The organism is Streptomyces sp. NPDC001002, from assembly GCF_053599215.1.
The window spans coordinates 13,775-38,334 of sequence record NZ_JBSFLV010000047.1 but is presented as its reverse complement, the minus strand read 5'-3'; the positions used below and the strand labels follow the sequence as shown (position 1 = coordinate 38,334).

The following is a 24,560-nucleotide window of genomic DNA, read 5'->3' as shown; positions in this document are numbered from 1 at the left end:
CGTCACAGCAGCGCCTCCGGACGGATCGGCAGGTCCGTCAGGCGTTTGCCCGTCGCGTTGAACACCGCGTTGCCGATGGCCGGGGCCACCCCGACGATGGTGATCTCGCCGAGGCCCTTCACGCCGATCGGATCGGCCTGCGGGTCCTCGGTGTTGATGAAGGCGGCGTCCAGGTCGGGCACGTCCGCGTTCACCGGCACGAGATAGTCGGCAAGGCTCGCGTTGATGATGCGGCCGTCCCGGTGGTCCGTGACGGTGCCCTCCAGGAGAGCCATGCCGATACCGCCGACCATGCCGCCGATGGCCTGACTGTGGGCGAGTTTGGGGCTGATCACCCGGCCCACGTCGTACGCCGCGAAGATCCGACGGATCCGGACCAGGCCGAGGAGGGGGTCTACGGAGACCTCGGCGAAGACCGCTCCGTAGCCGTACGTGGAGATCTTCGAATCGGCGTCGCCCGGGCCCCAGTTGCCGGTGATGTCGAGGCTGGGCAGATCGGCGCGGCGCAGGATGTCCCGGTAGCTGTCCCGGGCTCCGCCGGCGGCCGACAGGTAGCCGTCGCTCACGCGTACGTCCGCCGGATTCGCGCCGTGGAGAGGCGAGTTGGCGTCCGCTACCGCCCTGCGGATGAACTCCGCCCTCAGCGCGTTGCACGTCGTGTGCGCGGCCGAGCCGACGCTCGCCATGGTGCAGGCCGCCGCGTGCAGGGGTGCAGTGGGGTAGCTGGAGTCGCCGAGTCTGAAGGTGACCGCCGAGGCCGGCAGGCCCAGCGCGTCGGCGGCGACCTGCATGACCGAGGTGGTGGTGCCGGGGCCCATGTCCGCGGTGGCCGCGAAGACTTCGGCGGTGCCGTCGGCGTGGATCCGGGCCCGCGCGCTGGAGTCGCGTCGGTTGTTGTGGTAGCTCGCGGTGGCCATCCCCATGCCGATGAGGAGGTCGCCGTCCGTGCGCGAGCCGGGCTTGGCGTGCCGCCGGGACCAGCCGAAGCGGCGTGCGCCTGTCTCGTAGCACTCACGCAATTTGCGTGTGGAGAAGGGGAGTTGGTTGACCTCGTCCTGGGTCGGTTCGTTGCGCAGCCTCAACTCGACCGGATCCAGGGCCAGTTCGTGTGCCAGCTGGTCCATCGCCGTTTCCAGGGCGTAGTTGCCGAGCACCACGCCCGGGCCTCGCATGGAGCACGGGGACTGGACGTCGACGGGCGTGACCCGGTAGGCGGTACGGGTGTTGGGGACGCCGTAGAGGAACTGCGGCAGGTCGGTCAGGCCGTCCGTGTAGGTCGAGTAGCGCGCGTTCTCGATACGAACCTCGTAGACAAGGGCGTTGACGCGCCCGGCGGCGGTGCTGCCGAGGGCCATCCGGTGCCGGCTGGCCGGGCGGAACCCGGTGCCGTAGTAGAACTGACGCCTGGTCAGGACCACTTTCACCGGCTTGCCGACCTCGCGCGCGGCGAACGCGGCCAGCATGACATGGTCGTACGTCTGGATTCCGCTGCCGAACCCGCCGCCCAGGAACTCGTTGTGCACGCGCACGTCGCCGACGGCGATGCCGAGCGCGCCGGCCACCGTGCGTGCGGCGCCCTGGGCCCACTGGGACTTGTCCCAGAGCGTCAGCTTTCCGTCCTGCCACTGGGCGATGGTCGAGGGCAGTTCGATGGGGTTGTGGTTCTCGCGGGCGGAGGTGAGGTCCAGGTCCACCTTCACCTGCGCGGAGGCCAGCGCGCCCGCCGGGTCGCCGCGGCTGTAGTCGGGCTCGTCGGCGGGTGTCTGCGAGGGGATGCCGGAGGCGTCGAAGTCCGTTACCGCGTCCTGCCGTTCGTACGTCGCCTCGACCAGTGAGGCGCCGTGGGTCGCCGCCTCCAGGGTCTCCGCGACGACGACCGCGATGGGCTGGCCGTAGAAGGCGATCCGGTCGACGGGGTGGGCGAGGCGCAGGCTGGTGAAGTCGGTCAGGACACGCAGGACGCCCGGGTGGCCGAGCGCCGCGTCCACCGAGATCCGGCTCACCGTGCCGCGGGCCACCGTGCCGTTGACGATCACGCCGTACAACAGGCCCTCGATACGGTGCTCGGCCGCGTAGGTGGCCGTGCCGGTCACCTTGCGGCGGGCGTCGACTCGGGAGAGCCGCTGCCCGACGACGGTCGTCGCCATCACTGTCCTCCGATCGTCAACAGCTGGCGGCGCACGGTCCGTTCGACCAACTGCACCTTGAAGGCGTTCTCGGACAGCGGCTCGGCGCCCTCGGCGGCGAGGGCCGCGGCAGCCGTCCACGTCGCGCGCGCCGCCCGCTTCCCTACGAGCGCCTGCTCCACCTTGGGCAGCCGCCACGGCACGGTCGCCACACCGCCGACGGCCACCCTGGCGCCGCGCACCACGCCGCCCCTGATGTCCAGCGCCACCGCCGCGGACGCGAGGGCGAACTCGTACGACTGCCTGTCGCGGACCTTCAGATAGCCCGAGCGGCGTGTGTGCGGTCCCGCGGGGACGGTCACGGAGGTGATGAGTTCGCCCGACCGGAGCGCCTGCTCCTTCTGGGGTGTGTTCCCGGGGCGGAGGAAGAAGTCCTGGACGGGGATGGAGCGGGAGCCGTCGAGTCCGCGCACATGGACGACGGCGTCCAGCGCCACGAGCGCAACTGCCAGGTCGGAAGGGTGAGTTGCCACGCAGTGGGTGCTCGTCCCCAGGATCGCCTGCATACGGTTGTCACCGTCCCGGGCGTCGCAACCCGAGCCCGGGTCACGGCGGTTGCACGCGGAGTGGATGTCCCGGAAGTACGGGCAGCGGGGGCGCTGCATGATGTTGCCGCCGATGGAGGCCATGTTGCGCAGCTGGGCCGAGGCGCCGAGTTCGAGGGCCTGCGAGAGGAGGGGGTAGGTGGCGCGCACCTCCGGATGCGCGGCGAGGTCGCTCATCCGGACCAGGGATCCGACGTGCACCCCTTGTCGGGTGACCGTGATGTCCTTGTACGGCAGTGCGTTGATGTCGACGACGTGCGCGGGGCGTTCGACGGTCTCCCGCATGAGGTCGACCAGTGTGGTGCCGCCGGCGATGTAACGGCCGTTGCCGGCACCGGCGTTGAGCGCGGCGGTGACGGTGGAGGCTCGGCTGAAGGCGAAGGGGTGCATACGGTCATGCCTCCTTGGCGGTCTGCTCGATGGCGGAGACGATGTTCGTGTACGCCCCGCACCGGCAGAGGTTGCCGCTCATCCACTCGCGGATCTCCGCGCGGGAGCCGGTGTGGCCCTCGGCGATACAGGCGACGCCCGACATGAGCTGGCCCGGTGTGCAGTAGCCGCACTGGAGGCCGTCGTGGTCGATGAACGCCTGTTGGAGCGGGTGCAGTTGATCGCCCCCGTCCCGGGCGAGCCCTTCGACCGTGGTGACGTTGGCGTCCTGGGCCATCACGGCGAGGACGAGACAAGAGTTCACCCTGCGGTCGTCCACGAGCACGGTGCAGGCTCCGCAGGCGCCCTGGTCGCAGCCCTTCTTCGTGCCGGGGAGGTCCAGGTGCTCGCGGAGGAGGTCGAGCAGTGAGGTGCGGTTGTCGACCTGCGCGGTGCGCTGCTCGCCGTTGACCGTCAGACGGACGGTGGAGAGCTGATCGGCCGGGGTGGGTGCGGATGCGGATGCGGACGCCGGCAGGCGATCCGAGGTCAGCAGGGGGAGGCCGGCCACCGCTGTCGACGCCGCGACGAAAGTTCGCCGTTTGAGCGTGGTTGCCTCGTCGAACGTTTCCGACATACGCGATGCACCCTCTCGGTCGAACCCGCGGCATGTGATGACACCTGGTGTCATCGTAACAGTGATGACACCAGGTGTCATGGGTGACGAGAGGGGCGTGGAGAGGCAGGCGGTGGCGGCGGCTATGACCTGCTACTACGGCGGCTACCAGTCATGACTTACGGCGCGAGCGGGGCCGCGATCTCGGCCCTGAGCTCCTCGGCGCATTCACGCAGCAGGGCGTGCAGGTCCTGTGTCTCCGGACCCTCGATCCAGCATTCGCGCGCGGCTCGCCATGCGGCGGCACCCGCCAGGGCGGTCATGAAGGCGGCCCGCGGCGCGACACCGCGCGCGCACAACGCCTCGGTCACGGCCGTACTGGTCTGGGCGAATTTGGTCAGCTGTCGTTCCTGGAGCTCCGGGTTGGCCACGATGACGGCTCGGCGGCGCCGGGCGTTCGCATGCGCCGTGTTCACCATGTCCACGGCGGCGTCGTACCCCGCCAGGACGACGGCGAGCGGCGAGAGGTCGGCGGGCGCGGCGGCCATGGCGTCGACGATCGTCTGGTGGATCCGGGACGAGAGCGGGAACAGCACCTCGCGCTTGTCGGGGAAGTGCCGGAAGAACGTCCGCTTCGTCAGACCGGCCCGTTCGGCGATCTCGGCGACCGTGGTGTCCTCGAACCCGCGCTCCTCGTACAGCTCAAGCGCGGCCCGCGACAGTCGGCCCGCTGCGTCCGGCATCCATCGACCCATGCCGCTCATCCTAGTGATGACACTCAATGTCATCGGATATACGGCGATGACGCCTGGGTCTGCTGGAGCAGTTGGCCGTGCGGATGGGGCAAGTGCAGCGCCTCGCTAATCTTCGGGGGTGATGAAGCGGCTCAAGAGGGCGGCCCCGGAAGAGCGACTCGTTCGTGAGCAGCCGGCGCTCTCCGCGTACCAGCAGGCTCTACGGGATCGGCTCCTCGCCGCCCCGGTGGTGCCCGCGCCCGCCCCCTGGCGGCCCGTCTTCGAGTCCACGTACGGCGTCCCCGTCGGCGGACTGCTCGGGATCGGCTTCGCGTCGCACCCCGAGAGCGGCCGCGACCTGGTGATGGTCGTCTCCAACGACGGTCACGGCCTCTTCGACGCCGTCACCGGGGAGAAGACCGCGAGGGATCGCGACCCCGCCCCCGAGGACAGCACCCCCGACGGGGTCGCCGACCTGGCCTGCCCCGGACTGGGCCCGATCGCCGGCAGCCGCGTGCGCATCGCGGGGCTCTTCGGCGGAGGGCTGCACACCACGACCGGCGACGGCTGGACCCTGGAGGCCGTCACCCCGGACTGGCCCCACCACCGCGTGCTGCTCTCGGCCGACGGCGGACTCCCCCACTCCGGCCCCTACGGCGAGCAGTGGTGGCACATCTTCCACTCCACCTACTCGGAACTACGAGCCTTCGGCTTCTCCCCCTCCGGAGAGACCGTCGCCGTCGCGACGAGCAGCGACCTGTCCCTGTGGACCCGCCGCCCCGCGCAGAGCGGCGGCGACGTTCGGCGCTGACGGCTGGAGATCCATGGTGGCCACCCACGGGTCGTCGCCAACTGTCAAGCATTTCAGTCTCGTTCACAAAGTAGGGCGGTTCCGTCCTCCCCGGCCTACGCTCCCGCACATGCTGATTCGTCGGACATTGCGGATGATCATCGTGCTCGCTGTGGCTCTCGCCGGAGCGATCGGGGGTGGGGCCGGGGCGGCGCAGGCCGAGGGGAGTCGGGGCTCGGGCGACTCGTACGGGCGGCAGTTGTTGTTCTACAACCACTCCTACGGGGTTTTCGACCGGGAGACGGCCGACGCCATCGAACACTCCGACTACCTGCGGGAGTTCGCGAACTTCCAGGTGCGCACCACGACCGGGAGCGGCGGGCAGACCTGGACCGGGCGCTATCTGTTGGGCCGTGAGACCTACGTGGAGCTGTTCGGAGTCGGTGACGTCCCCGGGCAGGACGGCACCCTCGGCTCCGCCGGGCTGGGTCTTTCGCCCGAGAGGGCGGGGGAACTGGCGACGGTCACCGAGCGGCTGAAGGACGAAGGGGTCGCCGAGCCCATCCATTTCCTCCAGACCCGGGACTTCGGTGACGGCGTGCCCGTGCCGTGGTTCGACGCCGTCTTCACCGACACGCAGTACGACGCCTTCGGGGCCTGGGGGATGGAGTACCGGCAGGAGTACTTCGCCGATCCTCGCAGCAACACCGAGCCCGCGAGCTTTCCCGGTGACGTCGGCCGCGAGCGCGTCCTTCCGGACGCCTACCGCACCCATCTGATGCGTGACGTGACCTCCGTACGCATCGCGATCACCGCGGGCGACCTCGGCGACACCGTGCCGCTGTTGCGGGCCGGCGGGTTCACCGTGCGGACCGTGGCGGGCGGTGGCGTCGTCGCGAAGGGCGGCGGCACCACGATCCGCCTCAACGTCGTCCCGCGTGCCCAAGCGGGGTACCAGCGGGTCGAGATGTCGCTCAACCGGCCCGTGAAGGACCGGCATGTGGAGCAGATCGGTCACTCGACTCTCGTCGTCGGGCCCGGCAGCCGCGCGGTGTGGACCTTCGCCGACAACGGCGTGCGGTAGGGGGATGGGGATTTAGACGTACGCCGTGGGTGCGCCCTCTCGGTCAGGGGGCGCACCTTCGCGTCCGGGCAACCGGGCAACCGGGCAACCGGGACAGTACCGGCCGCCGGACATGACCCGGCTCGTCAGTCCCAAATGTTTCCGTAGATGGTCGAGAAAACGGATGCGGGGCCCTCCAGCGTCGCGCTCAGGCAATTCCCGATCCACTCCGAAATACCGCCGTCGCCCTTCGCTCCGAACGCGGATCCGAGAGCCATGAAAGGGACACCGAGCACGAGTCCGGCGGCGGCTCCGGCCAGGCACACAAAGATGATCAGAGCTGAGACGCCGGCGGCAATAGGTAGGGCGAACAGTGATATCAGGGACTTGATGACGACCATGACTCCCCCGCGCACATATTCGATTCCATTCGATGCCATTCGATGCCCGGGAATTCGACTCCCGAGTGGAGGCAACAGTGTAGGAGCGTCGATCACTGGGACCGGACCCGCCTGACACGGGAATACGTCATAGCGCTTCGCACGGCGTCGCATGCTGACGTAGACCACGTAATACCCGCCTGCGGGAGAGGAACAGGTGATCGCCCCGACCGAACGTATTGCGCGGCATTCTCGTGAACCGGGACACTGAACCGGTGGCGGAGGGCTCGCTCGGAGCGAGTCCCTTCCGAGGGGGGTTCATGAAGTCTTCGCCGCGCGCGAGTGCGCCCATGTCTCCGGTCCGGGCCTACCTACGTGAGGTCGACGCCGAGATGTCGCGGAGTGTCGAGCCCGGGCCCAGAGGACAGGACCTGCTGCGGTCGGTTTCGCGGGTATTTCGGGATCTCGGGGTGGTGCGGCTGGAGAGGGTGGGGTCGGCGCGTTGCGGTACGAGCGTTTCCGGGTTCAGCGATGTCGACGTGCTGGTGGTCTTCGTCGATCCGATTCGGAATCTGCTGTCGACTCCCGGGTGGTTGCGTGATGTGGAGGACGGCACGTGGGAGCCGGCGGCCGGGAGTCTGCCGTACTCGCTGCCGGATGTTCTGAGCGCTCTGGCTCAACCGCCGTCCGTCGAATCGTCGTCGTTGCGCCCGTCGATTTCCGGTCCACCCGATCCGGCTCGCGTCTTCGACGAATTCGTCGAGCGGTTCACCGGCCCCAGGGCATCCGTCGAGGGATTCGCCGCTCCCCGGCCCGACTTCCCGGCCGTCACCTTCGTATCCGAGTGCGGTGAGCCGTCGATCGAACTGGTACCCGGGCTGGAGGCCGACTTCCTGTGGGACGATCCGGAACAGGCGCCGTCCTCCGGGCTGTCCTTCCGGGTGTTTCCGGGTACGCGTGAACGATGGCTGGGGACGCATCCGGAATTGCACGACAGCACTCTGACGTTGAGTCCCGGCGGGGACGACTACACCTGCCGGGAGATGATCAGGCACGTGAAGTTGTTGCTGAAATACTCCGGGGGGCTGCCTCTCCGGTCCTATTTCATCGAGTTGTTCGTCCTGCGCTGGGTCGAGGGCTCGCATGATCTGCCGGCTCGTACCGTCGAAGACATCCTGGACCGGATGGCCGCTCTGGGCCGGAGGCCGTACGCGCACACCAGGCAATTCACCGACGACATCCGGGCGCTGCTCGACGCGTTGTCCGGGCAGTTGAGGACCTGTGCGGCCGAGGGGCGGATGCTGGACACGGTGGATCTGACCACTCCGGAGACGCAGGGGCAGACCGAGGCCTGCGCGAGCATGAGCGCCTTGCGCGAGTGCGCGGAAGGTGTCGCGCGCATTCGGGAGGTGGTCGTCCGGGCCCGGTACGCCGAGGAGGCCGGTGACGTGGAGGCCGCGGTCGCGTTGTGGCGGCGGCTTCTTCATCCCGTTCATCCCGCACCGCACCAAGGTCCTGCCGCCGGCGGTCAAGGCCGTGTTGCCGGCGGTCAAGGTCGTGCTGCTGGCAGTCCATGAACTCGGCGTCCTAGACTGACGTTTCGCTGCTTCCGCCCATCTCCGAGCGCCTCGCGCGGTGTTGGCCAAATGAGGTGTTCGTGTCCCTCTTGCCTCGCGACCTACCCGCCTCGCACCACGCCATCGCGCAAGAGGCCGACCGCATCCACGAGAGTGCGATGTGGAGCGCCCAAGGACAGTTCGAGCAGGCGAAGTTGTGGCGGCTCATCAATCTGCTGCTCGGTATGCCGGCGGCGGCGCTGGCTGCCGTCTCCGGCGGAACCGCGCTCGCCGGGGACGTCGGTATCTGGCCGGGGATCCTCGCCCTGGCCGCCGCCGCGCTCAGCGCGATGCTGACCACCGTGAACGCCTCGCGCCGGATGACCCAGGCCCAGGCGTCGGCGAACGCGTATCTCCAACTGCAGACCGCCACACGGCAGTTCCTCACGATCGACATGGTCGGAATGGATCACGAAACCGCCCGGGAAGCCTTGCGCGCCTTCACGAACACCCGCGACGAACTCAACCTGACAGCCGATCCGCCGGGGCGCCTCGCGCACCGGCTGGCGGGCCGGAACATCGGCTCCGGCGGTCAGCGTTACGCCGCGGACGGGGAGTAGCGCCGGCGTTTTCAGCACGCCGGAGCCTTCGGCGCACCGGCGTTGTCAGAGGCTCCGCATACGCTCGGTCTCCTTCGAGGTGAGGCTTCGGTGGAGGGGTGGCATGAGTTTCGATCTGGCAGTGTGGTTCGAACCCGGGCGGATCTCGGCGTCGACGGCGGCCGAGACGTACAAGTCGCTGTGCGACGGAGGCACTTCGGCGGCGAGCGCTGTCGCGAACGACGCGGTGACCGCGTTCTACCGGGCGCTGATCGCGGACTTCCCCGAGCTCACGGACTCGGCAGCGGACACCCCTCAAACCGAGGCATCCCCGTGGACGGCGGCTCTCGATGTGTCCGACGCACACGTGATCATGCCGATCTCGTGGGGGCGGACCGATACGACCGCGCCCGCGGTGCTGGCCCTCGCCGGCCGCCACGGGTTGGTCTGTTTCGACCCGCAGGCGGAGGTGCTCCACCTGCCGCCCGCGCTGCGTGCGACGGAGGGGCCGAGTCTTCAGCCGTGTGCAGGGCTGACCGTCGAGGACCCGGACCTCGACGTGATCGAGCGCGCCGTCCGCCGACTGTCCGAGGAGAACTGGTTCCTGATCCTCGAAAAGCCCCACGGCCGCTTCGTCCAGGTCGGCCAGGGCCCCAACGCGGGTGTGCAGGTGGGCGAGTTCGCCGTCGAGCACCGGGACGGTTCGATGGAGCGGCACTTCCGGTGCGTGCTGAACGACCGGGACCAAGTGGTCACGATCTTCACGGAGTTCGCGTCAGGCGCGGAGACCTGGAGCGTCGATGTGCGGTGGGAAAGCATGTGGGCGTAGGGGCGCGCCCCCTCGGCTCTCGCCGTCACCCTCGGCTCCCGCCGTCACCCTCGACCTCCCGCCGTCACCCCCTGCCTCTCGCCGTCACCCTCACGCCGCCCGCCCCACTCCCCCGAAATTCAGTTGCCCCCACCCCGCCCCGGCGGGCTGAATACGAACCATGGCCGACATCCAGGGCTCCTACGACGATCTCTTCAACGCCGTGCCCAGCGCACTGGCCGCTCTGCTCGACGAGGGGGACGCCGGTGGGGCGGTGGCTGTCTTCGTGGACGGGGAGCCCGTGGTGGACGTGTGGGGCGGGTTCGCGGACGCGGACCGCACCGTGCCGTGGCAGCGGGACACGCTCGTCAACGTCTACTCCGTCACCAAGACCATGACCGCGCTCACCGCACTGGTCCTCGCCGACCGCGGTGAACTGGACGTGGACGCGCCCGTCGCCCGCTACTGGCCGGAGTTCGCGGCGGCGGGCAAGGACGGCGTGCTGGTACGGCATCTGCTCTCGCACACCGCCGGCCTGCCCGACTTCGAGGGACAGTGGTCGGCCGAGGACGTGTACGACTGGTCGTCCGCGACCGCCCGGCTCGCCGCGCAGGCACCGGAGTGGGAACCGGGCACCGCCGCCGGGTACCACTCGCTCACCCAGGGCTTCCTGGTCGGCGAGGTCGTACGCCGGATCACCGGGCGCACCCCGGGTGAGTTCTTCGCCGACGAGATCGCCGGACCGCTGGGCGCGGACTTCCACATGGGCCTGGCCGCCGAGCACGACCACCGGGTGGCGCTCACCGTGCCGCCCCCGTCCCACGACGAGGACTACAAGGCCAGCGCGCCCGGCATCAACGCCCCAACTCCGGCCGACGGTACGGGAATCCGCGTCCGCGACGGCAACAGCGTGGCCTGGCGCCGCGCCCAGATCCCCGCCGCGAGCGGCTTCGGCAACGCCCGTTCCGTCGCCCTCGTGCAGTCGGTGATGGCCTGCGGCGGAGAGGTGGGCGGCGTACGGCTGTTGTCGCAGGCCGGGTGCGACCGGGCGTGGGTGGAGCAGTACCAGGGCCAGGACCGCCTCCTGGGCATGCCCGTCCGATACGGCCTGGGCTACGGCCTGTTCGGCAACACCTACGGCTGGGGCGGCTGGGGCGGCTCCCTCGTCATGATCGAACCCGAGGCCCGCGCGACGATCGCCTACGTCACCAACCAGATGCGCGAACCCGGCGACGACAGCCGGGGGTTGGAGATGGTGATGGCGGCGTACGACGGACTGCAGGGGTTGCGGGCGAAGGCGGGAAGGTGAGCGAGGGGGCGTCGTCGGCCGACAGGCTCACCGACGTTTTCGTCACCGATCCCGAACTCCGCCGTATCCACCACCCGTACGACGGCGGCGCGGACCTCGTCCTCACCACCCCCGAGGAGCGGGACGCGCTCCGCGGCCGGCATGCCGACTGGCTGCCCCGCGACTCGGCCGGTCTCTGACCCACGCCCCGCACGGACACGAACACCCGCGCCTATCCGAGGCGTTCCGCCAAGAACTCCTCCCACGTCCGCTTCCCCCGCTCCGCCCCCTCCAGCGTCAGATTCGCGCCCGCCCGGTACGCCCGACCCACCTTCCCCGGTACCCGCACCGGCAGGGTCGGGCGGTTTCGGTGGCCGAGGAGTTGGCGGTACGGGCAGACCAGGGCGGGGAGGTCGTAGAGGGTGGGGCCGGTTAGGTCCGGGACCGGGCCGGCAGGGGCGGCCAGGGTCAACTCCGCCAGCCGCGCAGCGACTTCGCGGGCGTCGACCGGTTGGAGGCGGAGGCCGCCGGGGGCCGGGAGGACGGGGAGCTTCGCCATCTTCTCGACCATGGTCAGGGCCAGGTCGTGGAACTGGGCCGCGCGCAGGGTCGTGAACGGGATGCCCGAGTCCGCGATCGCCCGCTCCGACGCCAGCTTCGTCCGTAGCCAGGCCAGTGGGATCCGGTCCGCGCCGACCACCGAGATGTAGATGAGGTGGCCGACGCCGGACGCTCGGGCCGCCCGCACCAGGGTGCAGGTCGCCTCGTCGTCGCCCTTCGGGCCGCCGGACAGGTGGAGGACGGTCTTCGTGCCGGCGAGGGCCGCCGCCACCCCCTCCCCCTTGAGCAGGTCTCCCGTGACGTACTCGATGCCGTCCTCCGTCGAGGGGCGGTCGTGGCGGGTCAGGACCCGGACCTCGTGGCCGGCCGACCGGAGAAGGGGGACGACGTGGCGGCCGAGCGTGCCGGTTCCGCCGGTGACCAGGATGGGTGTTGTCGGCATGGTCTCTGCTCCCTGTTCGTCGTTCGTCGTAATTCCTCGTGAGGCTCGGTGCCTCACCGACATGACCCGGGAGCGTCGAGGAATGTGACAGACGAGAGGGAGAAGTTTCCGGCGAGGATCAACCTCCGCTGCCGTACGGCCTGGTGAGGATCTCCAGGCTGTGGCCGTTCGGGTCGTCGAAGTACGTACCGCGGCCGCCGTCGTTGTGGTTGATCTCGCCGGGGTGGTGGTGGAAAGGGTCCGCCCAGTAGGTCAGGCCCGCTGAACGGACGCGGGCGAAGATGGTGTCGAAGTCGTCCTCCGAGACCAGGAACGCGTAGTGCTGCGGCGTGATGGCACCGTCCGTGTCCATGTAGTCGAGGGTCACGCCGTTCGGGATCTCGACGGGGATGAACGGGCCGTACTGCGGGCTCACTTTCAGTCCCAGAATGTCGGCGAGGAACCGGGCCGACGTCTGCTTGTCATGTGCGGCGACGATGGTGTGGTTCAGCTGCACGGTCATCGTGTGGGCCTCCTCACGCCCAACATACTCCGCCGGGAAGTTAAGGTAAGGCTTGCCTTAACGGGATCAACGGCGATCCTCGTGATCGATGTGTTCGATGTTCGATGTTCGATGTGATCGACGTGTATCGGAGTAGCAGTCGTGCGTGCAGTGGGATTGAAGGCCGTCGTGGCCGCGACCGTCGTCGGAGGGCTGCTCGCCGGGTGTTCCTCCTCGGACAGCGGTGACAGCGGCGACAGCGGCACCGAGAAGAAGGCCGGCGCGCAGAACAAGGTCATCGGCGCCTCCGAGGGACCGTCCGCCGCCCCCAGCGCGCTCGCCGACGGCATGGGCGCCGAACCGGACACGGACGGGACGTTCCCCCGTACGGTCACGCACTTCGAGGGCAAGACGACCATCAAGACCGCGCCCAAGAAGATCGCCGTGCTCAGCACCGGTCAGCTCGACGACCTGCTCTCGCTGGGGACCGTGCCGACGGCGACCACGCGCGCCGACAACGCCGGGCTCGTACCCGACTATCTGGCGGACGCCTTCCCCAAGTACAAGGCGCAGCTCGCCGACATGACCGACGCGGGCACGCGGCAGGCGCCCAACCTGGAGACGCTCGCCGCCGCCAAGCCCGACCTGATTCTCGCCAACGACTCGCTCGGCGACCTCTACCCCAAGCTGTCGAAGATCGCGCCCACCGTGATCACCGCGGGCAACGGCATCAACTGGAAGCGCGACCTGCTGCTGGTCGGCGCGGCCATCGGCAAGGGCCGGCAGGCGCAGACGCTGCTCGACGGCATCGTCGGCGACGCGGCCGCGAAGGGCAAGACGGTCACTGGCGACCCGACCGTCTCCATGGTCCGCTTCACGCCCGACCGCACGCGTATGTTCGGCGTCTCCTCCTTCACCGGTTCCATCGCCGTCGACATGGGGCTCAAGCGGCCCAAGTCCCAGCAGTTCACGGCCATTTCGGAGGACCTCGGCGCGGAGAGCATCGACACGGCGGACGGCGACTGGATCTTCTACTCCGTGCAGGGCGACGCGGGCAAGACCGACGCCGCGTCCGTGCTCGCCGGGCCGCTGTGGAAGTCGATGGCCGGCGTCAAGGCCGGGCACGCGGTCAAGGTCGACGACGACCCCTGGTACCTCAACGCCGGTCCCACCGCCGCCCGTCTGGTCGTGACGCAGCTCGCCGAGCACCTCGGCAAGTGATCCGACGCCTCGCCTGGCCGGCCGCCGCCCTCGTGGTGGCGGCCGCCGCGCTGCTCAGCCTCGCCGTCGGCACCCGGGCGGTGCCGCCGTCCGCGGTGCTCGACGCCCTTGTGCACGGCGGGAGTTCACCGGACGCGCTGGTCGTACGGTCGCTGCGGCTGCCGCGTACCGAGGTCGGACTGACGGCCGGCGCGGCGCTCGGTCTGGCGGGCGCCGCGCTCCAGGCCGTCACCCGCAACCCGCTCGCCGACCCGGGCATCCTCGGGCTGAGCCAAGGGGCGGCGGCGGGCGTGGTGTTCGCCATCGCGTTCGGGGCCGGGGGGTACGGATTCGGCGGCTACGTCTGGTACGCCTTCGCCGGTGCGGTCGTGGCCGCGTTCCTCGTGTACGGGATCGCCTCGCGCGGGCGGGGAGGCGCGTCGCCGGTCAAACTCGCGCTCGCCGGAACCGCGTTGTCCGCGATGACCGCCGGTGCGACGACCGTCGTCCTCACGTCCAGCTCCGCGACGCTCGACCAGTTCCGGTTCTGGCAGGTGGGGTCGCTCAGCGGGCGGTCCACGGACACGGTCGTACGCATGCTGCCGTTTCTGCTTGTCGGGGCGGTGCTGGTGATCGGGTGTGCGCGGGGGCTGGACGCGTTGGCCCTCGGGGATGAGACGGCTCGGGCGTTGGGGCATCGGGTGGGGGTGGTGCGGGGGTGTGCGGCACTCGGCGCGACGCTGCTGACCGCCGCGGCCGTGGCCGCCGCGGGGCCGATCGCGTTCGTGGGGCTCGCGGTGCCGCATCTCGCGCGGCGGTTGGTGAGCGGGGGGTACCGGGCGGTGCTGCCGTTGTCGGCGTGGCTGGGGGCGGGGTTGTTGGTGGGGGCGGACGTTTTGGGGCGGGTGGTTCGGGCTCCGGCGGAGGTGCCGGCCGGTGTGATGACGGCTCTGGTGGGTGTGCCGGTGTTGGTGGTGCTGGTGCGGCGTAAAGGGGCGGCCAGTTGAGTGTCACCCGGCGTCGGAGCGAAGGGGTGGGTCACGCAGCCCGGCGTTTGCGGGGTGCCGCTGCGCCCACCCGTGCCGCCCCAGCGGCACGAATGCCCGCAGTTGGGGTGACGGTTGGTATTACCGTTCTCCGCCCCCACCCCCGTATCTCCCTTCTCCTGCACCGCCGTTCCGCCGCCGTCGCCGCTCTCCTCCTCTTCCTCCTCGCCACCGTCATGCTCGCCTCCGCCTGTCTTGGGCAGACGTACATCTCGCCTGCCGAGGTGTGGCACACCCTGCGTACCGGAAGCGGGCCCTACGAACTCGTCGTCTCGGAGCTGCGGGTCCCCCGAATCGTGCTCGGCGCCCTCGTCGGCGCCGCGCTCGGGCTGTCCGGGGCCCTCGTGCAGACCGTCACCCGGAATCCGCTGGCCAGTCCCGATGTGATCGGGGTCGGGCATGGGGCCGCCGCCGCGACCGTGCTGGCGTTGTCGAGTGGGGTCATCGCCTCGCCCGGGGCGTTGCCGATCGTGTCCGTGGTGGGCGGGCTGGTCGCCGCCGCGCTCGTGTATGTGCTGGCGTGGCGGCACGGCATGCAGCCGAGCCGGTTCGTGCTGACCGGCGTGGGGATCGGGGTCGCGCTGTCCGCCGTCGTGCAGCTGTATCTCACCGACAGCGAGCTGGAGGCCGCCGAGCAGGTCAAGCTGTGGTTGACCGGGAGCCTGAACGGACGCGGCTGGGAGCAGGCCGGGCCGCTGGGTGTCGTACTGCTGCTGTCGCTGCCCGCGCTGGTGTGGGCGAGCCGGGCGACGCGGCCGCTCGGGCTCGACCCGGAGACGGCCGCCGCGCTCGGGGTGCGGGTGGACCGGGTCCGGCTCGGGCTGACCGTCCTCGGTGTCGTGCTCGCCGCGACCGCGACCGGGGCGGCGGGGCCGATCGGGTTCGTCGCGCTGACCGCGCCGCAGCTGGCCCGCCGGCTCACGCGGACGCCTCAACTGCCCTTGCTCAACGCCGCGTTGACGGGGGCCGTGATCCTCGTCGGGGCCGATCTCGTGGCCCGTACCGTGCTGCCCCCGCTGGAGGTGCCGGTCGGCGCGCTCACCTCGCTCGTCGGTGGGCCGTATCTGCTGTGGCTGCTGGGGCGGCGTACGACGACGTACTGACGGCCCCGGAGGAGTGCGCCTCCGAGGCCGTCAGGTCTAGAGGGTCTGTTCGACCCGGGGTGCGATCAGATCGTCGCCACGTCGATCACGAAGCGGTACCGGACATCGCTGTTCTGCACCCGCTCGTACGCCTCGTTGATCTCGGACGCGCTGATCAGCTCGATCTCCGCGCCGAAGCCGTGCTCGGCGCAGAAGTCCAGCATTTCCTGGGTCTCGCGGATGCCGCCGATGCCGGAGCCCGCGAGGGTCTTGCGGCCGCCCATCAGCGAGAAGAGGTTGAGGGAGACGGGCTCCTCGGGAGCGCCGACGTTCACCAGGGCGCCGTCGGTGCGCAGCAGCGAGAGGAAGGCGCCGAAGTCCAGCGGGGCGGAGACCGTGGAGAGGATCAGGTCGAAACTGCCGCGCAGTTCCTCGAAGGTCTTCGGGTCGCTGGTGGCGTAGTAGTGGTCGGCGCCCAGCTTCAGGCCGTCGTCCTGCTTGCGCAGCGACTGGGAGAGGACCGTGACCTCCGCGCCGAGCGCGTGCGCGATCTTGACGGCCATGTGACCCAGGCCACCGAAGCCGACCACGGCGACCTTCTTGCCGGGGCCCGCGTTCCAGTGCTTGAGCGGGGAGTACGTGGTGATGCCGGCGCACAGGAGGGGGGCGGCCACGTCGAGGGAGAGGCCGTCGGGGATCCGTACGACGAAGTTCTCGTCGACGACGACCTTCTCGGAGTAGCCGCCGTAGGTGGGCTCGCCGTCCTTGCCGACGGCGTTGTACGTGCCGACGTTGCCGTTCAGGCAGTACTGCTCCAGGCCGGCCTTGCAGTTCTCGCATTCGCGGCAGGAGTCGACCATGCAGCCGACGCCGACGCGGTCGCCGACCTTGTGCCTGGTGACGCCGGGGCCGACCGCGGAGACGATGCCCGCGATCTCGTGGCCCGGGACCATCGGGAAGATCGCCTCGCCCCAGCCCTCGTGGACCTGGTGGATGTCCGAGTGGCAGATTCCGGCGAACTTGATGTCGATCAGGACGTCGAACTCGCCGACCGGGCGGCGTTCGATGGTGGTGCGCTCCAGCGGCGCCTTGGCGGCGGGGGCGGCGTACGCGGCAACGGTGGTCATGCCGGGGTCTCCTAGCGGGGATATGTGCCCGGTCGCCTTCAGATGTCTTTCTGACCGGGCACGACGTCCACGTTGCTCCTCCCGCGGGGATTCGCCCAGGCCTCCCTTCGGCCTACGTCCAGTGTGCCTACCACTGGCGGGGACAGGCTGGTGTGCGTACGACCGGGAATACTGGACGTATGGATGGACAGCCAGATCCCGTGCAGGAGCCGGCCGGCTCCCTCGACCCTCGGGCCGAGCTCAGCGAGTTTCTGCGCACCCGGCGGGCCCGGCTGAAGCCGGAGGACGTGGGGCTGCCGGACTTCGGGCGGCACCGGCGGGTGCCGGGGCTGCGGCGCGAGGAGCTGGCGCAGCTGGCGGGTGTCTCGGTGGCGTATTACACGCGCCTTGAGCAGGGCAACGGGCGGAACGTGTCGGCGGAGGTGCTGGACTCGATCGCGCGGGCGCTCAGGCTGACCAACGCCGAGCACGAGCATCTGACGCATCTCGCGAAGCCGAAGGTCAAGAAGAAGCAGTCGGCGGCGTGCGCCCAGCAGCAGCAGGTGCGGCCCGCGCTGCGGGGGCTGCTGGACACGATGGACAGCGTGCCCGCCTACGTCTCGGGGTGGCGCACCGAGATCCTCGCCTGGAACCGGATGGCGGCGGCGGTCTTCGGCGACTGGGGCGAGCTGCCGCCGCAGGAGCGGAACTGGGCGCGGCTGGTGTTCCTGCAGCCCGACTACAAGGACCTCTTCGTCGACTGGGAGCAGAAGGCGATCGACATCGTGTGCATGCTCCGGATGAACGCGGGCCGGTGCTCGGACGACCCCCGCCTCGCCTCCATCGTCGGCGAACTCTCCGTCAAGAGCGAGGACTTCCGCCGCCTGTGGGCCACCCACGACGTCAAGGAGAAGAGCTTCGGCGTCAAGCGCCTCCACCACCCGCTGGTGGGCGACCTCGCCCTCCAGTACGAGTCCTTCCGCCTGGCCGACGGCAGCGACCAGAACCTGGTCACCTACCACGCGGAAGCGGGCACCCAGAGCGAGGAGTCCCTGCGCCTGCTGGCGAGTTGGGGAGCGGATACGCGAGCCTCCGGCAGCGGCAGGGTGGCCCCGTCGGTCTGAACGGAGCGCCGTCGGCCCGAAGCGCGCCGATCGTACGCTCACCGCTGACGCAGTCGGCTTCCGGCGTCAGCGCGGACGCGGCGGGTTCGCCCGGCCTCGGAGAGCAGAGTGAGAGCCGTGCGTGAGGACAGGATCTCGACGGCCCTGCGCTGGAACCAGTCGGATCCGGCGGTGACTTCCTCCGGTCCCCATGGCTCCCCCACGGCGATCGCTCGCAGCAGGACCCATTCACGCAGCCGCCGAGCGAGGAACTCCCGTCCCGCGCCGACCTCGGCCATCGTGTGGGCCCAGGCGGTGAACCCGTCCTCGGTCAGCAGCCGCGCGGCACGACGGTCGAGGTGGCGGACGACGGCCGACTGCGCCATCGTCGCGTCGGGGTCGCGCAGGACCCCGGCCACGAGAGCGGCCTCGTCCTCGTCCTTGACGACGGCCAGTTCGTGCAGGTAGCGCGCGAATCGCCGGTGCTCGTCCGGTGCGGAACGATCGTCGTCGCTGCGGATGCCCTTCACCCTTGGTACGGAGGCATCGCGCCCCAGCCCCATTTCGGCACCGGCTGCTCGGCCGGTGGCTGGGCGTTCGGGCCCGAGAAATAGACCGCCAGCCTCGTCCCCCATTCCACGTACGCCAGGAACGCCGAGCGGAACTCCGCGTCCGTGGGGAGGGACGCCTCGTCGGCCGCGTCCTGGATGAGGTTGACCCAGCGGCGGCGCTGGGGCTCGGTGATGTGTTTGGCGGCGTGCATGGCGACCATGTGGTTGTGGCCGCCATGGGTGTGCGAGTAGGTGGCCGGGCCGCCGAAGACCTCGCCGAGCCAGACCGCGACGTGCTCCGCGTGCTCGGGGGCCAGGTCGGCGAAGAGCGGGGACAGGAGGTCGTCCTTGAGGACCTTGTCGTAGAAGGCCGAGGTCAGGCGGGAGAAGGCCGCGGCGCCGCCCGCCCAGTCGAACAGCGTCGGCAGCGCCGAACCCGTGCCGCGTACCGGCGTCGGGGCGTAGTGACGCATCTCCTCGATGTTCTCGATGTACGGGCGGATCTCCGCGAGGAAGCCGGGGAACAGCTCCGAGGTGCGGAAGCCCTTCAGGTGCTCCTCGGTCGAGGTCCAGGTGATGCGCAGGACGAAATACGCGTCCTCCTCGACGGCCTCTCCGACGTCCTGCCCGGTGGCCTCCTGAGCGTTCTCCTCGCGGCGCGTCAGTTCGTAGTCGACGCACTGGGGCGCCGCCGCCAGCTGGGCCGCCGCGCGCGTGTACGCGGCCACGAACTCGGCCGTGCTGGTCTGCGGGATGCGGTAGCGGATGTACTCGACGGTCTGTGTGGTCATGCGCTCACCGAAACACGCGGGGCCCACCGGACGCGGATCTTCCGGCGGGGGCTTCGCGCGTGTCAGCGCTGGGCGTAATGGATCAGCGCGACCTCCAGTTCCAGGGTCACCTTGTCGGCGAGCAGACGGCCGCCCCAACTCACGTTCCAGTCCCTGCGGTTGAGGATTCCCCGGCCGGTGAAGGCGACGGGGGTGCCGGCACTGCCACCGGTGTCGGTCAGTTCCAGGTCCACGGTGACCGGGCGGGTCGTGCCGCGGACCGTCAGGTCACCGGTGACCGTGAAGCGGGTCGTGCCGGTCCGGCGTACGCGCGTCGACGTGAAGGTGATGTCCGGGTGGTGGTCGCCGTCCAGGAAGTCGGCGCCGCGCAGGTGCTCGTCCCGGCGGGCGTTGCCGGTCCGCAGCCCCTGCGTGCGGAGGGTCAGCCGGACCTCCGACTTCGACGGGTCCTCCCCGTCCAGATGCGCCCTGCCCTCGAACTCCTCGAACCGCCCGCGCACCGTGCTGATCAGCATCGCCCGCGAGACGAACCCGATCCGGGTGCGGGTGGCGTCGAGGACGTAGTCGCCGGTGAGCGCGGTCTGCTCCGGCAGTTCGTTCATGGTCTTCCTCCCTGGGGTGTCACAGGGGTACGACGAGAGGGGCCCCGGGAATGTCAGGCGCCGTCCGCCCGACCTCACATTCCGGGCCGCCGTGTCGTCGTATCCATGAAGGTGATGACCTGCGATCCGTGAGGGAGGGACCGGTGTGAGTGAGGACTCGGCCGAGGCGGGGCTCGACGCGGTCGTGAGTGAGCGGCGTCAACTCATCAATCTCGGCTACCGGTTGCTCGGTTCGCTGGCCGACGCCGAGGACGTCGTGCAGGAGACGTACGCCCGGTGGTACGCGCTCCCGGTGGCGCGGCGGGACGCCGTCGCCTCGCCCGGCGGGTGGCTGACCACGGTCGCCAGCCGTATCTGCTTCGACCTGCTGCGCTCGGCGCGGGCCCGCCGGGAGCGGTACGTCGGTGAGTGGATCCCGGAGCCGGTGCCCGACCGTACGGAGTGGACCGGTGGCTGGTCCGGCGGCGCGGCGGCGGATCCGGCCGACCGGGTCACCCTCGACGAGTCGGTCAACATGGCCTTCCTCGTCGTGCTGGAGTCGATGACCCCGGCCGAGCGCGTCGCGTTCGTCCTGCACGACGTCTTCCGGTTCTCCTTCGCCGACGTGGCCGAGATCGTCGGCCGTACGCCGGGCGCGTGCCGCCAGCTGGCCTCGTCCGCCCGGCGTCGTATCCGCGCGGCACAGTCGTCGGCCGCCCCGGCGACCTCGGGGGCCCAACGCGCCGATGTCGTCCGACACTTCAAGGAGGCGTGGGAGGCCCAGGACATCGACGCCCTCGTCCGGCTCCTCGATCCCGACGCCACGGCGACCGGTGACGGCGGCGGTCTCGCCAGTGCCGCACCCCACCCGATCCGGGGCGGCGAACCGGTCGCGCGCTTCTTCGCCGACCTGATGGCCAGGGCCCCCGCCGAGGTGATCGTCCTGGAACGTACGGTCAACGGCCAGGCGGGGCTGGTGGCGCAGGTGAACGGCGTCACGGAGGTGGTGCTGGCCTTCGATGTGACCGGCGGCCTGATCCGGCACGTCTGGGGCGTGCGGAACCCGGAGAAGCTCCGCTCCTGGAGCTGAGCCCAAGTCAGAGGAACGCGAAAGGCCCGTCGGAGGCCGAACCTCCGACGGGCCCTGCGGTCACGTACGAGCTATCGGCTCACTTGCCGTAGTACGCGTTGTAGATCGAGACCGTCGACTTGTTGTTCTTCTTGTCGGTGATCTTGGCGTGGAAGGAGATGGCCTTCCCCTTCGCCGGGTTCTTGACCTTGATCTTGCCGCCCACGACGCTGACCTTCTTCCAGGTCTGGCCGTAGTCGTAGGAGACGTACACCGACAGCGACTTGAGGTTGCTGCCCTTGGCCGAGCCCTCGACGGCGACCGGGATGGAGACCGTCTTGCCGGCCTCGACCCGGTTGTCCAGACCCGTGGTCGCGTTGAAGCGGACCGTGGAGGCCGGGAGCTTGGTGAGGTTGGCGCCCTTCTTGGAGCGGAACGTGAAGCTCGCGTCGATGCGGGTGGAGGCCGCCGCGATCTTGACGCTGCGCTTGACCGAGGTGGTCAGCTTGTAGTCGGCCGCGGCCGACGGGACCGTGAACAGGTCGTCGCCGAACAGCGGGTCCTTGTTGGAGGAGACCTTGTGGCCGTTGCGGTACAGGGTCGTGTCGACCGAGGTGAAGGTCGACGAACCCGGGTGGCCCTTGCCGTCGGCGAACAGCGGCACGATGCCGAAGATGCTGTTGCCGTCGCGGTACAGGCCGAACTCGGAGGTCAGGTGCGGTCCGAAGACGGCCGTGTTGAAGGTCTTCGAGTACGACTTGCCGCCCTTGAAGGTCTGCAGCGCGCCGATCGTGTAGTAGGCCTCCGAGAGCGGGAAGCCGTCCGGGTCGACACCGCCATACTGCTCGAAGCCCATGTCCCACTTGACGCCACCGCCGGTGGACAGGTGCAGGGTGCGGGTGCCGGGCAGGTTCTGCGACATGCCGATGCCGGAGGCGCCGCTGCTCTGCGGCAGCCAGCCGATGGCGCTCACGGCGCCCTTCTTGCCGCTCGCGCCCGAGCCCAGGCCCACCTTCACCTTGGCCAGTTCACTCGCCTTGTAGTGCTTGGTGTAGCCGTTGGCGAGCTGCTTGACGACTCCGCCGACCGTGGTGTTGTACTCCTCGGCCGCCCCCTTGGTCCAGTGCCCGTCCCACTGCTGGGTGAGCGAACCGTCGGTGATCTGGGCGCCGAGGCCCTTGGAGCGGAAGTTCTCGAAGGTGTCCAGCCACCAGCCGAAGCCGTAGCCGGAGTTGCCGACCTGGATCGCGTAGTCCGCGGAGGCGAACACCGACGTGGCGCCGGTGTCCGGGATGGTGATGTCCACGGGCTTGGCGGTCCGCGCGTCCAGCGTGATCGCCGTGTTCTTGGTGACGTTCAGCTTCGGCTGGGCCAGCCAGTCGATGCCCTTGGTGGCGTCCTTCGGGTCCACGAAGATGCCGGTGTCCAGGACGTAACCGCCCTTGGGCACCCGGGCGGTCACCGTGCCGGAGGCGTCGTAGGGCGTGAACCACTTGTCCTGGCCGAGGCCGGTGACCCCGGTCAGGCTCGCGTTGTAGTACGGCGCCGGCTGACCGTCACGGCCGATGAGCTTCAGCGTGACGTCGTACGACTCCACCTCGCGCTGCACGGCCGCGGCCGTCCGCACGCTCTGGCCGTCGCCCGTCGCGGTCACGTACGCGGAGTACGCGCCGTCGAGCGTGCCGCCCAGCTTGGTGTTGACGGTCAGGTCCACGGAGGCCTTGCCGCCGGCCGGGACGGTGACCGTGGTGGCACCGAGCTTGAAGAAGCCGGCCGGAGCGGCCTGCCCCTTCGGGTTGGTCGCGGTCGCCGCCAGCTTCAGCGTGACGTCCTTCGTACCGAGGTTGCGGTACGTGACCTGCTTGGTGACCGGGGTGTCGTCGGTGTGCGGCCACTGCTGGGTGCCGAAGCTCACCGACACCGGGTCGGCGATCACCGTCTGCTTGATGGCCTTGTCGACCTGGATGCGGCCCGAACCCTGCTGGAACGGCGTGTACTTGCCGCCCTTGGTGGATCCGGTCAGCGCGCCCTTCAGCTCGGCGAAGCCCCAGTCGGGGTGCTGCTGCTTCAGGATCGCCGCCGCGCCCGCCACGTGCGGGGTCGCCATCGACGTACCGGAGATGGTCAGGTAGCCCGGCGGCTTCTCACCGACCTCCTTGTCGATGACGCTGCCCGGGGCCGCGGCCGCGGTGATGTCCACGCCGGGGGCGGTCACGTCGGGCTTGATCTGCCCGTCGAGGCCGGGACCACGGCTGGAGAAGGAGGCCAGTACGTCCTTGTCGTCGACGGCGCCGACGGTCAGCGCGTCGGCGGCGGTGCCCGGCGAGCCGATGGTCTGGTCGCCGAAGTCGCCGGAGTTGCCGGCGGCGATGGCGAACAGGATGCCCTTCTCCTCGGACAGCTTGTTCACCTCGGCTTCGAGCGGGTCGATCTCCGGGGTGTCACCGCCGCCCAGGCTCAGGTTGACGACGTTGGCGCCCTGCTCGGCCGCCCACTCCATGCCCGCGATGATCTGCGAGTCGTCGCCGTAGCCGTCGTCGCTGAGCACCTTGCCGTTGAGCAGCTTGGCACCCGGGGCGACGCCCTTGTACTTGCCGTTGGACTTCGCACCCGTGCCGGCCGCGATGGACGCGACATGCGTGCCGTGACCGAACTTGTCGGTCGCGTCCGGCGAGGTGGAGAAGTTCTTGGCCGCGATCACCTGGTCCTTGAGGTCCGGGTGGGTCGCGTCGATGCCGGTGTCGAGGACGGCGATCTTGACGCCCTTGCCGTCGTAACCGGCGGCCCACGCGGTGGGGGCGCCGATCTGCGGCACGGACTTGTCGAGGCTGGCCTTGCGGACGCCGTCGAGCCAGACGTGCGCGATGCCGGAGGCGGTGCTTGAGCCGTTGGTCACCGCGTCCCACAGCGCGGGCGCGTCCTGCTTCGGCGTCTGCACCGCGTCCGCGTTGAGCGTGGTGAGGGTGTGCCGGAGCGTGCCCGCGTCACGGACGTCGGCCTTGGTCGCCGCGGCGGCGCCCTTGTAGCCGACGATGACCTTCAGCCCCTGCTTCTGGGACTTACGGGTCGTGGCCTTGTTCAACTCCGTTACGTCGAACAGCCGTTGGTCGACCTTGCCGGTCGCGATCATGCGGGCGACGTCGGCCGGTACGACCAGGGTGTGGCCGTCGGTCTTGCGGATCTGGACGGGTATGTGCTCGCGCCCCTTCGCCGGCTCCAGGCCGACGACCCGGCCCTTGGCGTCGACGGAGACGCGGTCACCGGTGATCAGGGTGATGCGGTGCTTGGTCGAGAGCGACGACTTGGCCGCCTGGACCGAAGTGGTGCCCGCTTGCTCGGACTTGGCCTGCGCCGGGCTGGTCATGCCCGCCGCGAGGGCCACGGCGGCGGCTGCGGCGATCGTGCCCGCGCACGCCTTTTTCACTTGTCTGCGCAAAACTCCCCCTAGCAGAAGTACCGGGCGAATACTCCCCGTTCACCCGGCCGGGGGTGGTCCCGCACATGCGTGCGCCCCCCGGAATACGCAGTATGCCGGGGGGCGATCAGGCACCTCAAGAGATGAGAGGAGGGTAAGAAGCCGGTTGGAAGACTGTTACGCGACCGCGGGAAACCC

The 24,560-nt window shown here is 69.9% G+C and carries 24 protein-coding genes; 12 read left to right on the top strand and 12 right to left on the bottom strand.

What is annotated here, in order from left to right; all coding sequences use genetic code 11:
* Positions 1–2: 2 nt before the first annotated feature.
* The 4 genes from ACWDR3_RS22285 to ACWDR3_RS22270 form a co-directional block, all read right to left on the bottom strand.
* The gene (locus ACWDR3_RS22285; RefSeq protein WP_450354261.1) at positions 3–2,147 is read right to left on the bottom strand and encodes a xanthine dehydrogenase family protein molybdopterin-binding subunit; all 2,145 of its coding nucleotides are present in this window, start codon (positions 2,145–2,147) and stop codon (positions 3–5) included.
* Positions 2,147–3,121, bottom strand: coding sequence for an FAD binding domain-containing protein (locus tag ACWDR3_RS22280; RefSeq protein WP_450354260.1), 975 nt, complete (start codon positions 3,119–3,121; stop codon positions 2,147–2,149). Before ACWDR3_RS22280 ends, ACWDR3_RS22285 begins: the two co-directional genes overlap by 1 nt.
* Before the next feature lie 4 nt (positions 3,122–3,125).
* Positions 3,126–3,737 (bottom strand): (2Fe-2S)-binding protein, encoded by a 612-nt coding sequence (locus ACWDR3_RS22275; protein ID WP_450354259.1) that lies wholly within the window; start codon positions 3,735–3,737, stop codon positions 3,126–3,128.
* A 158-nt stretch (positions 3,738–3,895) separates the two neighbouring features.
* Positions 3,896–4,471, bottom strand: a complete 576-nt coding sequence (locus ACWDR3_RS22270; RefSeq protein ID WP_450354258.1) for a TetR/AcrR family transcriptional regulator — start codon at positions 4,469–4,471, stop codon at positions 3,896–3,898.
* Positions 4,472–4,592: 121 nt separating this feature from the next.
* Here ACWDR3_RS22270 and ACWDR3_RS22265 point away from each other — a divergent pair, with 121 nt between their 5' ends.
* Both ACWDR3_RS22265 and ACWDR3_RS22260 read left to right on the top strand, forming a co-directional pair.
* Complete coding sequence (locus ACWDR3_RS22265; RefSeq protein WP_450354257.1) at positions 4,593–5,261, top strand: hypothetical protein; 669 nt, start codon at positions 4,593–4,595, stop codon at positions 5,259–5,261.
* A gap of 133 nt (positions 5,262–5,394) precedes the next feature.
* Entirely contained in the window at positions 5,395–6,324 is a 930-nt protein-coding gene (locus ACWDR3_RS22260) for a DUF5829 family protein (RefSeq protein WP_450354287.1), read from the top strand.
* A 125-nt stretch (positions 6,325–6,449) separates the two neighbouring features.
* Here ACWDR3_RS22260 and ACWDR3_RS22255 read toward each other — a convergent pair whose 3' ends face one another.
* On the bottom strand, positions 6,450–6,704 hold the full coding sequence (locus tag ACWDR3_RS22255) for a hypothetical protein (RefSeq protein WP_450354256.1): 255 nt from the start codon (positions 6,702–6,704) through the stop codon (positions 6,450–6,452).
* A 299-nt stretch (positions 6,705–7,003) separates the two neighbouring features.
* Here ACWDR3_RS22255 and ACWDR3_RS22250 point away from each other — a divergent pair, with 299 nt between their 5' ends.
* The 5 genes from ACWDR3_RS22250 to ACWDR3_RS22230 all read left to right on the top strand — a co-directional run bounded on the left by ACWDR3_RS22250 (position 7,004) and on the right by ACWDR3_RS22230 (position 11,134).
* On the top strand, positions 7,004–8,260 hold the full coding sequence (locus ACWDR3_RS22250) for a hypothetical protein (protein WP_450354254.1): 1,257 nt from the start codon (positions 7,004–7,006) through the stop codon (positions 8,258–8,260).
* Positions 8,261–8,340: 80 nt separating this feature from the next.
* Positions 8,341–8,859 carry an SLATT domain-containing protein gene (locus ACWDR3_RS22245; RefSeq protein WP_450354253.1) on the top strand — a complete coding sequence of 173 codons (519 nt, stop codon included), beginning with the start codon at positions 8,341–8,343 and terminating at the stop codon, positions 8,857–8,859.
* A 103-nt stretch (positions 8,860–8,962) separates the two neighbouring features.
* The gene (locus ACWDR3_RS22240) at positions 8,963–9,667 is read left to right on the top strand and encodes a hypothetical protein (protein ID WP_450354252.1); all 705 of its coding nucleotides are present in this window, start codon (positions 8,963–8,965) and stop codon (positions 9,665–9,667) included.
* A 160-nt stretch (positions 9,668–9,827) separates the two neighbouring features.
* Entirely contained in the window at positions 9,828–10,955 is a 1,128-nt protein-coding gene (locus ACWDR3_RS22235) for a serine hydrolase domain-containing protein (RefSeq protein ID WP_450354251.1), read from the top strand.
* Entirely contained in the window at positions 10,952–11,134 is a 183-nt protein-coding gene (locus ACWDR3_RS22230; protein ID WP_450354249.1) for a DUF3885 domain-containing protein, read from the top strand. The genes ACWDR3_RS22235 and ACWDR3_RS22230 overlap by 4 nt, the downstream gene beginning before the upstream one ends.
* Positions 11,135–11,166: 32 nt before the next feature.
* Here ACWDR3_RS22230 and ACWDR3_RS22225 read toward each other — a convergent pair whose 3' ends face one another.
* Both ACWDR3_RS22225 and ACWDR3_RS22220 read right to left on the bottom strand, forming a co-directional pair.
* Positions 11,167–11,937: an SDR family oxidoreductase gene (locus ACWDR3_RS22225; RefSeq protein ID WP_450354248.1), complete on the bottom strand. Its 771-nt coding sequence runs from the start codon at positions 11,935–11,937 to the stop codon at positions 11,167–11,169.
* Between the two features lie 118 nt (positions 11,938–12,055).
* Entirely contained in the window at positions 12,056–12,439 is a 384-nt protein-coding gene (locus ACWDR3_RS22220; protein WP_450354246.1) for a VOC family protein, read from the bottom strand.
* Positions 12,440–12,580: 141 nt separating this feature from the next.
* On the opposite strand from ACWDR3_RS22220, the gene ACWDR3_RS22215 reads away from it, so the two are divergent.
* The 3 genes from ACWDR3_RS22215 to ACWDR3_RS22205 all read left to right on the top strand — a co-directional run bounded on the left by ACWDR3_RS22215 (position 12,581) and on the right by ACWDR3_RS22205 (position 15,767).
* Positions 12,581–13,639: an ABC transporter substrate-binding protein gene (locus ACWDR3_RS22215; protein ID WP_450354245.1), complete on the top strand. Its 1,059-nt coding sequence runs from the start codon at positions 12,581–12,583 to the stop codon at positions 13,637–13,639.
* Positions 13,636–14,625, top strand: coding sequence for a FecCD family ABC transporter permease (locus ACWDR3_RS22210; protein ID WP_450354244.1), 990 nt, complete (start codon positions 13,636–13,638; stop codon positions 14,623–14,625). The genes ACWDR3_RS22215 and ACWDR3_RS22210 overlap by 4 nt, the downstream gene beginning before the upstream one ends.
* A 92-nt stretch (positions 14,626–14,717) precedes the next feature.
* The gene (locus ACWDR3_RS22205; protein WP_450354243.1) at positions 14,718–15,767 is read left to right on the top strand and encodes a FecCD family ABC transporter permease; all 1,050 of its coding nucleotides are present in this window, start codon (positions 14,718–14,720) and stop codon (positions 15,765–15,767) included.
* Between the two features lie 65 nt (positions 15,768–15,832).
* On the opposite strand, the gene ACWDR3_RS22200 is transcribed toward ACWDR3_RS22205, so the two are convergent.
* Positions 15,833–16,873: an NAD(P)-dependent alcohol dehydrogenase gene (locus tag ACWDR3_RS22200; RefSeq protein WP_450354242.1), complete on the bottom strand. Its 1,041-nt coding sequence runs from the start codon at positions 16,871–16,873 to the stop codon at positions 15,833–15,835.
* A gap of 179 nt (positions 16,874–17,052) precedes the next feature.
* On the opposite strand from ACWDR3_RS22200, the gene ACWDR3_RS22195 reads away from it, so the two are divergent.
* Positions 17,053–17,976 (top strand): helix-turn-helix domain-containing protein, encoded by a 924-nt coding sequence (locus tag ACWDR3_RS22195; RefSeq protein WP_450354241.1) that lies wholly within the window; start codon positions 17,053–17,055, stop codon positions 17,974–17,976.
* A 38-nt stretch (positions 17,977–18,014) separates the two neighbouring features.
* Here the strand turns inward: ACWDR3_RS22195 and ACWDR3_RS22190 are convergent, their stop codons facing one another.
* The 3 genes from ACWDR3_RS22190 to ACWDR3_RS22180 all read right to left on the bottom strand — a co-directional run bounded on the left by ACWDR3_RS22190 (position 18,015) and on the right by ACWDR3_RS22180 (position 19,899).
* Entirely contained in the window at positions 18,015–18,485 is a 471-nt protein-coding gene (locus ACWDR3_RS22190) for a hypothetical protein (protein WP_450354240.1), read from the bottom strand.
* Positions 18,482–19,297, bottom strand: coding sequence for a globin domain-containing protein (locus ACWDR3_RS22185; protein ID WP_450354239.1), 816 nt, complete (start codon positions 19,295–19,297; stop codon positions 18,482–18,484). The genes ACWDR3_RS22190 and ACWDR3_RS22185 overlap by 4 nt, the downstream gene beginning before the upstream one ends.
* A 62-nt stretch (positions 19,298–19,359) precedes the next feature.
* Entirely contained in the window at positions 19,360–19,899 is a 540-nt protein-coding gene (locus ACWDR3_RS22180; RefSeq protein ID WP_450354238.1) for a YceI family protein, read from the bottom strand.
* Between the two features lie 145 nt (positions 19,900–20,044).
* Between ACWDR3_RS22180 and sigJ the strand changes: the two genes are divergently transcribed.
* A complete protein-coding gene (gene sigJ, locus ACWDR3_RS22175; protein WP_450354237.1) occupies positions 20,045–20,968 on the top strand; it encodes an RNA polymerase sigma factor SigJ in 924 nt (307 codons plus the stop codon).
* 79 nt (positions 20,969–21,047) lie between these two features.
* Here sigJ and ACWDR3_RS22170 read toward each other — a convergent pair whose 3' ends face one another.
* Positions 21,048–24,371, bottom strand: coding sequence for a S8 family peptidase (locus ACWDR3_RS22170; RefSeq protein WP_450354236.1), 3,324 nt, complete (start codon positions 24,369–24,371; stop codon positions 21,048–21,050).
* Positions 24,372–24,560: the final 189 nt, after the last annotated feature.